We start from the raw sequence: 14,162 nt of genomic DNA, 5'->3' as shown, positions 1-14,162 counted from the left end.
CTCTCGTGCGAGCCTTACCCCGATCGGGAGCGCCGGGTGACGGCCATGGAATTCGCCCCGCCGGGCAAGCGTTCACTACCCTGGTCGGCAATCCCCGTGACAAGCAGAGGCAGGATCGTGTCCCAGCAGCCAGGCCAGCTCACCTTCGTCGCCCCGCGCAGGGCCAAGCCGGCTCGCCACCTCGCGGACCTGTCCATGGCCGACCGCCGCGCGGCCGTCACCGAGCTGGGGGAGAAGGCGTTCCGCGCCGACCAGCTCTCCCGCCACTACTTCGAGCGGCTGACCACCGACGTGCAGGCGATGACCGACCTGCCCGCGGCCTCCCGCGACAAGCTGTCGGCGCTGCTGCCGCCGCTGCTCACCTCGGTACGCGAGCAGACCACCGACCGCGGCACGACCCGCAAGACGCTGTGGCGGCTGTTCGACGGCGCGCTGGTCGAGTCGGTGCTGATGCGCTACCCCGACCGCGTGACGATGTGCGTGTCGTCGCAGGCCGGCTGCGGCATGAACTGCCCGTTCTGCGCCACCGGCCAGGCCGGGCTGACCCGCAACATGTCCACCGCCGAGATCGTCGAGCAGGTGGTCGCGGGCGCCCGCGCGCTCGCGGCGGGCGAGGTGCCGGGCGGCCCCGGCCGGGTGAACAACGTGGTGTTCATGGGCATGGGCGAGCCGCTGGCCAACTACAAGCAGGTGATCCAGGCGGTCCGCCGCCTGGTCGAGCCCGCCCCCCACGGGCTGGGCATCTCCGCCCGCGGCGTCACCGTCTCCACGGTCGGGCTGGTGCCCGCGATCGGCAAGCTCGCCGACGAGGGCCTGCCGGTCACGCTCGCGCTGTCGCTGCACGCCCCCGACGACGAGCTGCGCGACACGCTGGTGCCGATCAACACCCGGTGGAAGGTGGCCGAGGTGCTCGACGCCGCCTGGGCGTACGCGGCGAAGACGAAGCGGCGGGTGTCCATCGAGTACGCGCTGATCAAGGACATCAACGACCAGGAGTGGCGGGCCGACCTGCTCGGCAAGCTGGTCAAGAACAAACTCGTGCACGTCAACCTGATCCCGCTCAACCCGACCCCCGGCTCGAAGTGGACGGCGTCCCGGCCGGAGGACGAGCGCGCGTTCGTCAGGCGGCTGGAGCTCCACGGCGTGCCGGTGACGGTCCGCGACACCCGCGGGCGCGAGATCGACGGCGCCTGCGGCCAGCTCGCCGCCGCCGAGTGATCTACGGCCTGGTACGGCGGAGCCACGCGTACGCCGCCAGGCCGAGCAGACACCAGACCAGCGAGACGGCGGCCAGCTCGGGGAGCTGGGCGACCAGCCGTTCGGCGCTCGCGGCGCGCATCCACACCGTGAGCGGGACCGTGAGCCAGTGCAGCGGCGACGCGCTGATGAGCAGCATCGCGACGAACCCGGACACCAGCGCCATGATCGACAACGCCGGTGACGGCAGCAGGGCGCGGCTGGTGAGCGCCCCGAGCGTGAGGCCCGCCAGCGCGCTCAGCGCGTGCAGCACGATCCCGGCGGCCAGCACCGGCCCCGGGGGCGTGGCGCTCATCCCGAGCAGCACTCCCCAGACCAGGGCCAGGGCGGCGAACGCGGCGCACGCGGTCAGCGCGGCCAGCAGCCCGGCCGCCAGCTCCCTGCCGCGGCCGCCCGCCAGGGCCGCGGACATCTCCCGCTGCCGGTCCGGCTCGGTGTCGAGCAGGCTCCGGGCGGCCCAGGCCAGGAGCGGGAGGATCAGCACGGCCGAGTCCGCCAGGACGGCCGCCTCGTGGCCCGCCGGCGCCCGGGTGGCGTAGACGACGGCCAGCGCGGCCAGCAACGCCAGCAGCGCCTGATGGACCCGGTGCGACCGGACGTAGGCGGCCAGCCGGAACGCGCTCAGAGCGATCACCGGGACTCTTCCCCCCTCACCGGGCGGGCAGGGTATCCCTCACCGCGCATCCGCTCCAGAAAGGCCCCCAGATCCCCGACCGGCACGGTCACCTCCACAGCGACCCCACCTCCGTGCACACCCACTCCGACATCAGCAGAACCTCCTACGGCCCTTCCGCCGGCCTCACCGGCGGGACTACCGACAGTCGTCGCGGTCGTGTCGGGCGTGACCGCGGGTTCTCCGGCGATGCCCCCGACGGCGTCTTCGGCGGGTCCTTGAGGGGTGGTTCCGGCGAGCTTTCCCGCGAGTACGGGGGTGCGTGCCGGGGTCGTCTCCACGAGGCGTCCGTCCGTGATCGTCCAGTGGCGCAGAGACGGGAGGTCGCGCAGGCCGCCCTGGTGGTCGGCGGTCACCACGATGGCGCCGCGCGCCGACAGTTCGGCCACGATGGGCGGGAGTTCGTCGCGGGTGCCGGAGTCCAGCCCGGCGAACGGTTCGTCGAGGAGCAGCAGCCCCGGCTCCGCCATCAGCGCCTGTGCCAGACCGACCTTGTGCGCGCTGCCCTTGGACAGCTCGCGCAGCCGCACGCCCAGCAACTGCTCCATGTTCAGCCGCTCCGCCCACGGACGCCACCGCCCGCCGCACACGCGCGCCATGTGGTCGAGGTAGCCGGACACGGTGAACGGCTGCTCGCCGGGGAACCGGTCGGGGGCCAGCCCGACGGCGGCCGGGCGGCCGGTGATGGCGCCGCCGGTGGGCCTGAGCAGCCCGGCGAGCAGGCGCAGCAGCGTGGACTTGCCCGCGCCGTTGGCCCCGGTGAGCTCGACCACGTCGCCGGGGGCCAGCTCGGCGTCGGCCTCACGGATGACGGATGGATCACGTCTTCGATAGCGGAAAGACACGTCGGTCAGGCGCATGGTGGTCTTTACCATAGACACCGGCCCGCAGGGCCGGGATAAAAGGACCCCAGAGGGCGACCCCCCGTCAGGACCCAGAAGGAGTGGGCTTGAACCGCTTTCCGCGCGTCATGGGTATGCGTTCAGGCTATGACCCCGCCGAGGTCGACGCTCTGATCGAGCGGATCGAGGCCACGCTGGGCAGAGGCTCACTCGACGCCGAGCCCGTGACCGCCGACGAGGTGCGCGCGGCCACCTTCCGCTCCCGGCGCCGCGGCTACCAGGAGACGGCGGTCGACTTCGCGCTGGAGGCGTTCGTGGTGGCGCTGGAGACCATGACCCAGCGGCCGGTGCGGCTGGCCCTCGCCGAACCCACGGGCGAGCTGCTGCGCGAGGAGTGGTTCGAGAGCCAGGCGGCCCGCGTGGAGAAGGTGATGTTCCGGTCGGCCCGCATGGCCACCGGCTATCACGAGGACGAGGTCGACGCCTTCCTCGACCGGATCGTGGCCACGCTGCGCGGCACCACCCAGTATCCGGTGACGGCGAAGGAGGTGCGCGAGGTGAAGTTCGGCACCGTCGTGCTGCGGCCCGGCTACCTGATCGCCGACGTCGACGCGTTCCTGGCGGGCATCGCCGACGTGCTGGAGCAGCGCGCCTGACCGTACGCGTCAGGCGTTCACAGACGCAGCCCCGACTCCAGGTGGGCCAGCGCCCTGTCGATCTCTTCGGGACCGTCCATGGCGGGGGTGTGCGCCCACTGCGTCCACACCATCGCCACCACCCCGAAGACGGCGCCGACGGCGTTGCGGACCCCGGGGTCGTCGGCGGCGCGGCCGGCCCGGTCGGCCACGGCCGCGCAGACCTCGCGGATCAGCCCCGGGCTCCTGCGCAGGTTGGCCACCACCAGTTCGGGCACGGTGGCCGCGAACACCTCCCGGGCGTGACCGGCGGCGATCTCCTCTTCGGACAGGGCGGCGAACGCCGCGCGTAACGCGCCGCGCAGCACAGGGACCGGCTGGCCGGGCGGCTGGACCGCCAGCGCCTCGACGAGCGGCGGGAACCGGTCGAGCGTGACCAGGTCCTCCTTCGACGGGAAGTAGCGGAAGAAGGTGGCGGGGGAGATCTCGGCCGCCTCGGCGATCTGCTCGACGGTGGTGGCGTGGTAGCCGCGCTCGCGGAAGAGCCGGAACGCCTCTCGCAGGATCGCCTCCCGGGTCTTCGCCTTCTTGCGCTCGCGCAGCCCGCCGTCAGCCATGCGAAAAATCTTACCGTACGTGCAAATGATGGTTTACTCTCAACTGAGAGGCTACTTTCATGTTCGTCCGGGAGACGCCATGGGTGATGACATCAACGGCCTGCACCACGTCGGCCACATCGTGCGGGACCTGGGCGAGGCGACGGAGAGATACCGGCAGCTCGGTTTCGCCGTGGGGACGCCCGCCTACCCCGTCCTCCAGGGTCTGTCCGGCGGTGCGGCCGAGCCGGTCGGCGTGGCCAACGCGCACGTGTACTTCCCCGGTGACTTCATCGAGCTCGTGGCCCTCGTCGACGCCGGCCGGATGCCGGGAGCGGCCCGGCCGATCCCGCTGCGGGTGCCCGACGACAAACTGGCGGGACTGGCGGCCGCCGTCCGCGCCACCGCCGCTAACGTCGTGACCTTCCTCGACCGGTTCCAGGGCGTCCACATCGTGATCGCGGACACCTCCGACATCGACGGCCTCGCGGCGCGGTTGACCGCCGCCGGCGTCGGTCACGGCGGAGTCCACGCCGTCCAGCGTCCCGTCGAGACCCCCGCGGGGATCACGATGGAGCCCGCGCGCTACGTCGAGATCTCCGCCCCCGGCCTGCCGGGCCGCGTGCCGGAGGGGCGCATCGGCTTCGCCCAGAACGCGCCGGTCGCCGTTCCCGACCGGCATCCCGCCCACCCCAACGGCGCGACCGGGCTGATCGGATGCGTCCTGTGCGTCGACGACCAGGCCCTCCCCGACCTGACACACCGCTACAGCACCTACTTCGGCCGGCCCTGGGGTGACTTCAGGCAAACGGCGGGTGCCCACGGCGGGACGCGCGGCGACCTCGGGCCAGTGGTGGGTGACCTCGGCGGGGCGCGTGATGACCTCGGCCGAGCGGTGGGTGGCCTGGTGGTGCGGTTCCGTCGGGCGGGTGTGACGGTTGTGGGGGCGTCGGCGCTGGATGGGCTGCTGCCGGGCGAGCGGCCGGCCGGGCTGCCCGGGTTCGTCGCCTACGCGGTGTCCGTGCGCGACCTCGACGCCACCGAAAGGCTTCTGCGTGGCAACGGCGTTCCCGTGGTCAGGCGCGGGCACGGGGAGGTGTTCGTGCCCGCCGACGCCGCGCTGGGCGTCGCGGTCGTCTTCCGTCAAGAAGACTGAGAACGGTCAGACCCGGGCTCGGCCCTCGCTGAAGTCCTCACGGTTCAGGAGGGCCACGATCACCGAGACCACCGGTGAGGCCAGGAAGGCGCCGGCGATGCCGAAGAGCAGGCTGCCGACCGCGATCGCGATGAGGATCACCGCCCCCGGCAGGTCCAGCGCCTTGCCGTAGATCTGCGGCGCCAGCACGTGCCCCTCGATCTGCTGCACCAGCACCGTGACCCCGACCACGATGAGCGCGATCAGCCAGCCCTTGGCCACGAACGCCACCACCGCCGCCAGCAGACCGGCCGTGAACGCCCCGACGATCGGCAGGAACGCGCCCACCCAGGTCAGCACCGCCAGCGGCACCGCGATCGGCACCCCGAGTATCCACAGCGCGGTCCCGATGAAGAGCGCGTCCACCGCCCCCACGATGGCGACCCCGCGGATGTAACGGCCGATGACGCCGAACGCCACCGGCCCGGCCTCGCGCAGCCGCTGCCTGGCCCCGGCCGGGAACAGGCCGGTCAGCCAGTGGAAGAGCCGGTCGCCGCCGTGCACGAAGTAGATGCCCAGGATGACCGCCAGCACGGCCCCCACGATGATCTCGGTCGCGGTGCGCACCCCGGCCACCGCGCCGGTGGTGATCTGCTGCTGGCGCTGCTCCACCCACCGCCTGCCCTGGGCGACGAGGTCCCCGAAGTCCAGGCCGAAGTTGGCGGCCAGCGCGTGCAACTGCTCCAGGACCGTGCCCACGCTGGCGCGCAGCTCGGCCAGGCCGCTGACGGTGGTCGGCACCAGCAGCGCGAACAGCCCTCCCGCCAGCAGCAGGCCGCCCACGAACGTGATCACGGTGGCGAGCGACCTGCCCAGGCCGCGCCGCATCAGCCAGCGCGCGGGCGGCGCCAGCAGCGCGGCGACGAACAGTCCCACGATGATCGACAGGACCACCGTGCCCACATGGGTCAGGCAGTAGAGCACCACGGCGGCGATGCCCACCCAGCCCAGTGCGCGCCAAGGGTCCATCGTCGCCTCCCCCGAGATCAGGCCCGGACAGTGGCCTTCCCTCGGGGCGGCTGCGGCAACCCTGCTGGTCAGCCCGCTGGCGGGGTCAGCCGGCGGTGCTGGTCGCGCTTCGCGGTCTCGTACGCGGTCCTGGCCTCGCGGCCCGTGCCGGTGCTGGAGACCTCCGCGACCGGGACGTCCCACCAGGCCTCGGACGACGGGCTGTCGATCGCCGGGTCGGCGCGCACGTACACGACGGTCACGCCACGGGACGCGCGGGCCGTGTCGAGCGCCTTGCGCAGCTCGGCCAGGGAGCCGGGGCGCAGCACGGTCGCGCCCAGGCTGGCCGCGTTCGCCGCGAGGTCGACCGGGAGCGGCCCGCCGTCGTAGCGGCCCTCGCCCCGGTAGCGGTACGCGGTGCCGAGCCGTTCGGCGCCGACGCTCTCCGAGAGGCGGCCGATGGAGGCGAAGCCGGAGTTGTCGACCAGCACCACGGTCAGCTTGACGCCCTCCGCGACGGCCGTGACCAGCTCCTGGGCCATCATCAGGTACGAGCCGTCGCCGACCATGACGAAGACCTCGCGCTCCGGGGCGGCCAGCTTGACCCCGAGCCCGCCGGCGATCTCGTAGCCCATGCACGAGTAGCCGTACTCGACGTGGTAGCTTCCCGGCCCGCTGGGCCGCCAGAGCTTGTGCAGGTCGCCGGGCATGGACCCGGCCGCGCAGATGACCACGCCGTCGTCGCCCGCCGCCGCGTTCACCGCGCCGATGACGGCGGGCTGCGGCAGCGGGTCGCCGTCGAGCGCGTACGCCGCGTCGACGGCGGAGTCCCAGGCCCGCGACAGGCCGGTGGCGCGGGACCGGTAGTCCTCGCCGGTGGCCCAGCCCGAGCACGCCGCCGCCAGGTCCGCGAGCCCTTCGCGGGCGTCGGCGACGAGCTGAAGCCCGGACATCTTGGCGGCGTCGAAGCCGGTGACGTTCAGATTGACGAACCGGGCCTCCGGCGCGAACAGCGAGTGGGAGGCCGTGGTGAAGTCGCTGTAGCGGGTGCCGACGCCGATGATCAGGTCGGCCTCGCGGGCCAGCGCGTTGGCGGCCGTGGTGCCGGTCGCGCCGATCGCGCCCATCGCCATCGGGTGGCCGTGCGGCAGCGCGCCCTTGCCCGCCTGGGTCTCGGCGACCGGGACGCCGAACGTCTCGGCGAAGGCCCGCAGCTCACCGGTGGCCTCGCTGTAGATCACGCCGCCGCCGGCCACGATCAGCGGCCGGGACGCGGCCTTGACCAGCTCGGCGGCCCCGGCCAGCGCGGACCGTTCGGGGCGCGGCCTGGGGATGTGCCAGACGCGCCGGGCGAACAGCTCCTCCGGCCAGTCGGCGGCCTCGGCCTGCACGTCCTGCGGCAGCGACAGCGTCACCGCGCCCGTCTCGGCCGGGTCGGCGAGCACCCTCATGGCCGCCAGCAGCGCCGCCGGGAGCTGCTCGGGCCGGTTGACCCGGTCCCAGAAGCGGGAGACCGGCTTGAAGCAGTCGTTGACGGAGACGTCGTAGGAGCGCGGGTCCTCCAGCTCCTGCAGCACCGGGCTCGCCACCCGGGTGGCGAAGATGTCGCCGGGCAGCAGCAGCACGGGCAGCCGGTTGATGGTCGCGGCGGCCGCGCCGGTGACCATGTTGGTCGCGCCGGGGCCGATCGAGGTGGTGCAGGCCAGCGTCGACAGCCGGTTGGCGGCCCGCGCGTACGCGGCGGCGGTGTGCACCATGGCCTGCTCGTTGCGGCTCAGATAGTAGGGCAGGCCGGGGCCGGAGGTGGCCAGCGCCTGGCCGATGCCGGCCACGTTGCCGTGGCCGAAGATGCCGAAGACGCCGCCGAACATCCGGTGCTCGACGCCGTCGCGCTCGGTGTGCTGGGCGGCGAGAAAACGCACCACCGCCTGGGCCACGGTCAGCTTCACGAGGTCCTCCCGAAGGGCAGCCGGGGGTCGATGTCCTGGCCGTCCCAGGTGGCGCGGATCCAGGCGTGGCGGGGGTCGTCGCAGAACGCCATGGACCGCTCACCGGCGGGGCCGGCCAGCACGTTCAGGTAGTAGAGGTCGTAGCCGGGCGCGGCCATGGACGGGCCGTGGTAGCCGTACGGCACCAGCACCACGTCGCCGGAGCCCACCTCGGCCAGGGTGTCGATCTGCCCCCGCTCGGAGGAGTAGACGCGCTGGTAGCCGAGCCCCTGATCGGCCACCTCGAAGTAGTAGATCTCCTCCAGCACGGCCTCGCCGGGGTTCGCCGTGTCGTGCTTGTGCGGCGGGTAGGACGACCAGTTGCCGCCGGGGGTGAGCACCTCGACGGCGACCAGCTTGTCGCAGGCGAGGACGCCGGGCGCGGCGAAGTTGTTCACCTGACGGCTGGCCTGGCCGGCGCCGCGCAGCTCCACCGGCACCGCCGAGGCGGGCACGTGGCGCGGCTCCAGGCGGCGGGCGGCACGCGCGGACGGCAGCGCGATCCGGCCCGTACCGGTCAGCGTCACATGCTCAGAAATCGGGATATAGGCGAAATCTGAGGGCCCGGCGAACACCGACGGCCGCCCGGCCAGCTCGAAGACCCGCGAGCCGTCCGCCCCGACCGTCACCGTGCAGGAGCCCGACAGCGGCAGGACGATCATCTCCTCCTCGCCGGTGTCGAACGACACGGGAGCCCCGGCCAGGTCCACCACCCGCAGGCCCGAATAGTCCCAACCGGCCAGCGACGGCGTGATCTCCACGGCCCACGGCCCGTTCGCGGCCTTGCCGTACGGGAAGAATGTCATGATCCAGCCTCTCGAACCAGTGCGGCGGCGCCGTCCACGGCGGTGGCGACGTCATCGTCCGGAGGGTAGAGCAGGGCGCGGCCGACGACGAGCCCTCGCACGCCCGGCAGGCGCAGCGCGCGCCCCCAGTCGGCGAAGGCGGCGGCAGCGTCCGGCGGGTCGCCGCCGAGCAGCAGCGCCGGCAGCGTGGTGGCGGCCATGACCCGCTCCATCTCGGCCACCGCCGGGATCTTCAGCCAGGTGTAGGCGGAGGTGACGCCGAGCGCCTGGGCCACGCTGATGGCGCGGATCACCGCGTCGGGGGACAGGTCGTTGCGGACCGCCCCGGTCTCGGTGCGCGTCGTCCAGAACGGCTCCACCATCGCCACGAGCCGCCTCCTGGCCAGATCGGTGACGGCGCGGGCGCACGACTCCAGGGTGGTGACGCTGGCGGGGTCGGACGGGTCGATGCGGCACAGCATCTTGCCGCCGTCGAGCCGCATCTCGTCGATGGCGGCGGCGTCGTAGCCGGTGAACCGGTCGTCCAGCTCGAACACCGAGCCCTGCAGGCCGCCCCTGTTCATCGAGCCGAAGGCCAGCTTGCCCTCCAGCGCGCCGAGCAGCAGCAGGTCCTCCAGCACGTCGGGGGAGGCCAGGATGCCGTCGACGCCGGGCCGGGCCAGCGCGACCCGCAGCCGGTCGAGCAGGTCGGTCCGGCTGGCCATGGCCAGCGGCCGGTCGCGCACGGCCAGCGCGCCGCGCGCCGGGTGGTCGGCCGCGACGATCAGCAGCCGCCCGCCCTCGCCCGGCAGCTCACGCCGCTGACGGCGGGCCGCGGCCTGCGCGATCGCCCCGGGCCTGGTGGCGCGGATGTGGGTGAGCTCCTCGTACCGCGTGGTCCTGGGCAGCGTGACGTCGCTCAAGGACGCACCTCGCTCCGCGGGTCGGTAGCGGCCTCTCCGGCGGTGGTCGCGGGCCGGTCCTCCAGCAGGGCCAGCACCTCGCCGGTGGTCGGCATGGCCTCCGCGCAGGCCAGCCGCGCCGCCACGTGGGCGCCCGCCGCGTTGGCGAAGCGCACCGTACGCTCCAGCGACCAGCCGCGCACCAGCCCGAGGCAGACCGCGCCGCCGAAGGCGTCGCCCGCGCCCAGCCCGTTGACCACCTCGACCCGGACCGGCTCGGCCACCACGTGCTCTTTCCCGCTGCGGGCCAGCACCCCGTCGGGGCCCATCTTCACGATCGCCACCTCCATCCCGGCGTCGAGCAGCGCCTGCGCCGCAGCCTCCGGGTCGCGGGTGCCGACGGCGATCTCGACCTCGTCGAGGTTGCCCACGGCCACGTTCGCGTGCGGCAGCGCGCGCCGGTATTCGCGCTCGGCCGCCTCGCGCGACTCCCACAGCATCGGGCGGTAGTCCAGGTCGAACACGGTCCACCCGGACGGCGCGGTCCGGGCCGCCAGCGCGGCGGCGTGCGCCGAGCGGCTGGGCTCCTGGCTCAGCCCGGTCCCGGTGAACCAGAAGACCGGCGTCCGGCGGATCGCGTCCAGGTCGAGCGACTCGGGGGTGATCCGCAGGTCAGGCGGATGCTCGCCCCGGTAGAAGTAGATCGGGAAGTGGTCGGGCGGGAAGATCTCGCAGAACGTGACCGGCGTGGGCGGCCCCTCGACCGTCCCCACGAAGACGTCGTCGACACCGAATCCGCGGATCGCCTGCCGTACCCACTCCCCGAAGGGGTCGGCGCCCACGGCGGTCACCACGGCGGGGCGCAGGCCGTGACGCGCCGCGGCGACCGCGACGTTCGTCGGGCTGCCGCCGAGGAACTTGCCGAAGGACTCGACGTGAACCAAGCTCACGCCGGTCTGCAGCGGATAGATGTCGACGCCGCAGCGTCCCATCGTGATCAGGTCGAACAACGCACCTCCAGAGCTGGAGCTTCCGGCAGACACTATGGCATATTGTCATGACATACGGATGTCCGCTATGTTTCTCAACTGTGCCCCGTGCCGTATTCCGAAGGGCCCCGTGGGCACGCTCCCCGGAATCAGCCAGGACTTTTACGTCATATACATGTCATGACATATTGGCCCTGACTTCCTCCCTTATGGACGTGTCGGAGGGTTTGCAGAATGGTGCGGAACAGGTCGATGGGTGTGGTCGCGGTGCTCGCCGCGTCCGCGCTGGGACTGGCCGCGTGCGGCCAGTCGTCCGGTGATGGCGGCGAAGGCGGCGCCATCGAGTTGACGATCGCCCAGAACGCCATCGCCGGAGGCAAGAACGCGGCGGCGGCCGACCACATCGCCAACTGGGTGATCCCCAAGTTCGAGGAGGCCCAGAAGGCCAAGGGCAAGGACGTCACGGTCAAGTTCGTTCCCAGCGGCGTCGACGACGAGCAGTACAAGACCAAGCTCTCCCTCGACCTGAAGTCAGGCAAGGGCGCCGACGTGATCGACATCGACGGCATCTGGGCCGGGGAGTTCGCCGAGGCGGGCTACATCAAGCCGCTGGCGGAGGTCGCCGGGCCGGAGGCCGAGAGCTGGGAGGGCTGGCAGCAGATCCCGGAGGCCGTCCAGGGCCTGGCCACCTACAACGGCAAGAAGTACGCCCTGCCCGTCGGCACCGACGGCCGCGTGCTCTACTTCAACAAGACGCTCTTCCAGAAGGCCGGGCTGCCCGCCGACTGGCAGCCGGTGAGCTGGCAGGAGGTCCTCGACGCGGGCGAGAAGCTCAAGTCGTCCGGCGTCCCGGTGCCGATCCAGATCAACGCCGGTACCGCCATGGGCGAGGCCACCACGATGCAGGGCGTGCTCCCGCTGCTGGCAGGCGCCGGCGGCGAGGTGCAGGTGGACGGCAAGTGGACCGGCGCGGCGCAGCCGCTGAAGGACGTGCTCGGCCTCTACCAGAAGGTCTACGGCGGCAGCGGCCTCGGCGACCCGAAGCTCCAGCAGGAGGCCAAGGGCCGCGACAAGTCGTTCCAGCAGTTCGCCGAGGGCAAGGTCGGCATCCTCCTGGAGGGCGACTACTTCTGGCGCGGCGTGGTCAACCCCAAGACCGGCGTCGCCCCGATGGCCGACCGCGACGAGGTCGTCGGCTACGCCAAGATCCCCGCGATCGAGCCCGGCAAGGGCATCCGCGGCCAGGACTTCGTGAGCATGTCCGGCGGCGCGCTGCGGACCCTCAACCCGAACAGCAAGCACCCGAAGGAAGCCTTCGAGCTGCTGGCCTTCACGCTGTCGGCGGACGCGCTGAAGGAAGAGACCAAGGACGGCAACGTGCGCATCACCCCGCGCACCGACGTCAACAAGGAGATCCTGGCCGGCGAGCCGCTCCTGACCTACATCTCCGACGAGGTGCTCCCGCTGACGGCCTACCGGCCGCCGGTTGCTGTCTACCCGCAGGTGTCGGTCGCGCTCCAGGAGGCCACGGCCGCGGTCGCCGGCGGCACGGCCGCCGACCAGGCGGCCGCCGACTACCAGAAGAAGCTCGAAGGAATCGTCGGTGGCGCAGCAAACGTCGCCTCCTGACACGAAGGCCCTCGACGAGTCGCCCGCCCGCGGCTACAGCTCCGACGCCGCGGGCCTGGGCAGGCTGCGGGCGGGGGCCTTCGTGGCGCCCGCCCTGGCGCTCATCGCGGTCTTCCTGGTCTTCCCTGCTCTCTGGGTCATGTACCTGGGGCTGATGAACTACCGGCTGACCGGGATCGCCGCGGCCGAGCCGCAGTTCGTCGGCCTGGACAACTATCTCAAGGCGCTGTCGGACCCGGGGTTCTGGAACTCCACCGTGCTGACCTTCCAGTTCGTGCTGGGGTCGGCCGTCATCGGGCAGGTGGTGCTCGGCTTCACCCTCGCCTGGCTGATGCGCAACCGCCGCGGCACGCTGAAGAGCGTCGTCGAGGGCGTGGTCATCCTGGCCTGGATCCTGCCGAGCGCGGTCGTGGCGTTCCTGTGGGTGGCGCTGCTCGACCGCGACAGCGGCACGCTCAACGCGCTGCTCGGCATCCCGGGCTTCGCCTGGCTGCTCGACTATCCGATGCTGTCGATCATCCTCTTCAACACCTGGCGCGGCACCGCGTTCTCGATGATGCTCTACGGCGCCGCGCTCGGGAACGTGCCGCCCTCCCACCTGGAGAGCGCCAGGCTGGCCGGGGCGTCCGGCTGGCAGCAGCTGCGTGACGTGGTCTTCCCGCACATCCGCGGGCACATCCTGACCAACCTGCTGCTGATCAGCCTGTGGACGTTCAACGACTTCGGGCCCTTCCTGCTCACCGCGGGCGGCCCGGAGAACAAGACGGAGATCCTGGCCGTGTACGTCTACAAGACCGCGCTCCAGGCCGGTGACCTGGGCTACGGCGCCGCGATCTCCACGATCATCCTGCTCATCAACCTGGTCGTGGCGATCTTCTACCTGCGGCTGCTCAGGAGGAAGGGATGACGCGGTTCGTCGCCGGCCGGATCGGCTTCTACACGCTGGTCGCGTTACTGCTGGCCTTCTTCACGATCCCCCTCCTGTGGCTCGCCTCGGCGCCGTTCACCTCGAACCCCACGTACGAGGTCCGGGTGCCGGACTTCACCTGGGAGAACTTCCAGATCATCCTGGATCACCCGTACGCGCTCGGCTCGCTGGTCAACTCGCTGATCCTGGCCATCGGCACGGCGGTCCTGGTGGTGGTGATGTCGGCGCTGGCCGCCTACGCGCTCAGCCGGGTGCGGCTGCCGGGCCGCGACGCGCTGCTCTACGCGCTGCTGCTCCTCTCGTCGATCATCACCGGCACGGCCGCGATGGTGCCGCTGTTCCAGCTCGCCATCGAGCTGGGCCTGATCGACTCGCACACGGGCCTGATCCTGATCATGACCGGGGGCCTGCTGCCCGCCGCGATCTTCATGATCAAGGACTTCATGGACACCACGCCGAAGTCGTACGAGGAGTCCGCGCGGGTCTTCGGCGCCTCGCCGCTGCAGATCGTCCGCCACGTGGTCGTCCCCGTCGTCCGGCCCGGCCTGGCCACGATCGCCGTGTGGACGATCGCGAACGTGTGGGGCAACTTCCTCATGCCGTACCTGCTGCTCAGCGACGTCGAGAAGCAGCCCGCCGCGGTGATCATGTACACCCTCTACACCGAGGGCGGCCAGGCCAACCTCAAGGTGCTGTCCACGTTCGGCCTGCTCTACTCGGTCCCCGTGGTGCTCATGTACCTGTTCGTCAGCAAGAAGTACGGCTTCCGCTTCCACGGAGGGATCAAGCGCTGAA

The 14,162-nt window shown here is 71.9% G+C and carries 14 protein-coding genes; 6 read left to right on the top strand and 8 right to left on the bottom strand.

Features of this window, described 5'->3' with window-relative positions; all coding sequences use genetic code 11:
• Positions 1-117 precede the first annotated feature (117 nt).
• Positions 118-1,218 carry a 23S rRNA (adenine(2503)-C(2))-methyltransferase RlmN gene (rlmN, locus tag ACIBF7_RS25040; RefSeq protein ID WP_271274956.1) on the top strand — a complete coding sequence of 367 codons (1,101 nt, stop codon included), beginning with the start codon at positions 118-120 and terminating at the stop codon, positions 1,216-1,218.
• A 1-nt stretch (position 1,219) separates the two neighbouring features.
• Here rlmN and ACIBF7_RS25035 read toward each other — a convergent pair whose 3' ends face one another.
• Both ACIBF7_RS25035 and ACIBF7_RS25030 read right to left on the bottom strand, forming a co-directional pair.
• Positions 1,220-1,891: a hypothetical protein gene (locus ACIBF7_RS25035; RefSeq protein WP_271274957.1), complete on the bottom strand. Its 672-nt coding sequence runs from the start codon at positions 1,889-1,891 to the stop codon at positions 1,220-1,222.
• Positions 1,888-2,790: an ATP-binding cassette domain-containing protein gene (locus ACIBF7_RS25030; protein ID WP_397198301.1), complete on the bottom strand. Its 903-nt coding sequence runs from the start codon at positions 2,788-2,790 to the stop codon at positions 1,888-1,890. Before ACIBF7_RS25030 ends, ACIBF7_RS25035 begins: the two co-directional genes overlap by 4 nt.
• Positions 2,791-2,873: 83 nt before the next feature.
• Between ACIBF7_RS25030 and ACIBF7_RS25025 the strand changes: the two genes are divergently transcribed.
• Positions 2,874-3,428: a DivIVA domain-containing protein gene (locus ACIBF7_RS25025; RefSeq protein WP_261808790.1), complete on the top strand. Its 555-nt coding sequence runs from the start codon at positions 2,874-2,876 to the stop codon at positions 3,426-3,428.
• Positions 3,429-3,445: 17 nt separating this feature from the next.
• On the opposite strand, the gene ACIBF7_RS25020 is transcribed toward ACIBF7_RS25025, so the two are convergent.
• A complete protein-coding gene (locus ACIBF7_RS25020) occupies positions 3,446-4,024 on the bottom strand; it encodes a TetR family transcriptional regulator (protein ID WP_397198299.1) in 579 nt (192 codons plus the stop codon).
• A 79-nt stretch (positions 4,025-4,103) separates the two neighbouring features.
• Here ACIBF7_RS25020 and ACIBF7_RS25015 point away from each other — a divergent pair, with 79 nt between their 5' ends.
• Positions 4,104-5,159, top strand: coding sequence for a VOC family protein (locus ACIBF7_RS25015; RefSeq protein WP_397198298.1), 1,056 nt, complete (start codon positions 4,104-4,106; stop codon positions 5,157-5,159).
• 6 nt (positions 5,160-5,165) lie between these two features.
• Here ACIBF7_RS25015 and ACIBF7_RS25010 read toward each other — a convergent pair whose 3' ends face one another.
• The 5 genes from ACIBF7_RS25010 to iolC form a co-directional block, all read right to left on the bottom strand.
• Positions 5,166-6,167 carry an AI-2E family transporter gene (locus ACIBF7_RS25010; RefSeq protein WP_364226626.1) on the bottom strand — a complete coding sequence of 334 codons (1,002 nt, stop codon included), beginning with the start codon at positions 6,165-6,167 and terminating at the stop codon, positions 5,166-5,168.
• Positions 6,168-6,235: 68 nt separating this feature from the next.
• On the bottom strand, positions 6,236-8,095 hold the full coding sequence (gene iolD, locus ACIBF7_RS25005; protein WP_397198297.1) for a 3D-(3,5/4)-trihydroxycyclohexane-1,2-dione acylhydrolase (decyclizing): 1,860 nt from the start codon (positions 8,093-8,095) through the stop codon (positions 6,236-6,238).
• Entirely contained in the window at positions 8,092-8,940 is an 849-nt protein-coding gene (iolB, locus tag ACIBF7_RS25000) for a 5-deoxy-glucuronate isomerase (protein WP_397198296.1), read from the bottom strand. Before iolB ends, iolD begins: the two co-directional genes overlap by 4 nt.
• On the bottom strand, positions 8,937-9,842 hold the full coding sequence (locus ACIBF7_RS24995; RefSeq protein ID WP_372452508.1) for a deoxyribose-phosphate aldolase: 906 nt from the start codon (positions 9,840-9,842) through the stop codon (positions 8,937-8,939). The genes iolB and ACIBF7_RS24995 overlap by 4 nt, the downstream gene beginning before the upstream one ends.
• Complete coding sequence (iolC, locus tag ACIBF7_RS24990) at positions 9,839-10,831, bottom strand: 5-dehydro-2-deoxygluconokinase (protein WP_397198295.1); 993 nt, start codon at positions 10,829-10,831, stop codon at positions 9,839-9,841. The genes ACIBF7_RS24995 and iolC overlap by 4 nt, the downstream gene beginning before the upstream one ends.
• A gap of 213 nt (positions 10,832-11,044) precedes the next feature.
• Between iolC and ACIBF7_RS24985 the strand changes: the two genes are divergently transcribed.
• From ACIBF7_RS24985 to ACIBF7_RS24975, 3 genes are read left to right on the top strand one after another with little or no spacing between them, the layout of a single operon-like run.
• Positions 11,045-12,439 (top strand): extracellular solute-binding protein, encoded by a 1,395-nt coding sequence (locus tag ACIBF7_RS24985; protein ID WP_397198294.1) that lies wholly within the window; start codon positions 11,045-11,047, stop codon positions 12,437-12,439.
• A complete protein-coding gene (locus ACIBF7_RS24980) occupies positions 12,414-13,346 on the top strand; it encodes a carbohydrate ABC transporter permease (protein ID WP_397198293.1) in 933 nt (310 codons plus the stop codon). Before ACIBF7_RS24985 ends, ACIBF7_RS24980 begins: the two co-directional genes overlap by 26 nt.
• Entirely contained in the window at positions 13,343-14,161 is an 819-nt protein-coding gene (locus ACIBF7_RS24975; protein WP_148033749.1) for a carbohydrate ABC transporter permease, read from the top strand. The genes ACIBF7_RS24980 and ACIBF7_RS24975 overlap by 4 nt, the downstream gene beginning before the upstream one ends.
• Position 14,162: the final 1 nt, after the last annotated feature.

It is taken from the genome of Nonomuraea sp. NPDC050478 (assembly GCF_044458265.1).
Lineage (GTDB): Bacteria > Actinomycetota > Actinomycetes > Streptosporangiales > Streptosporangiaceae > Nonomuraea > Nonomuraea ferruginea.
This window is presented reverse-complemented; position numbering and strand designations above follow the sequence as displayed.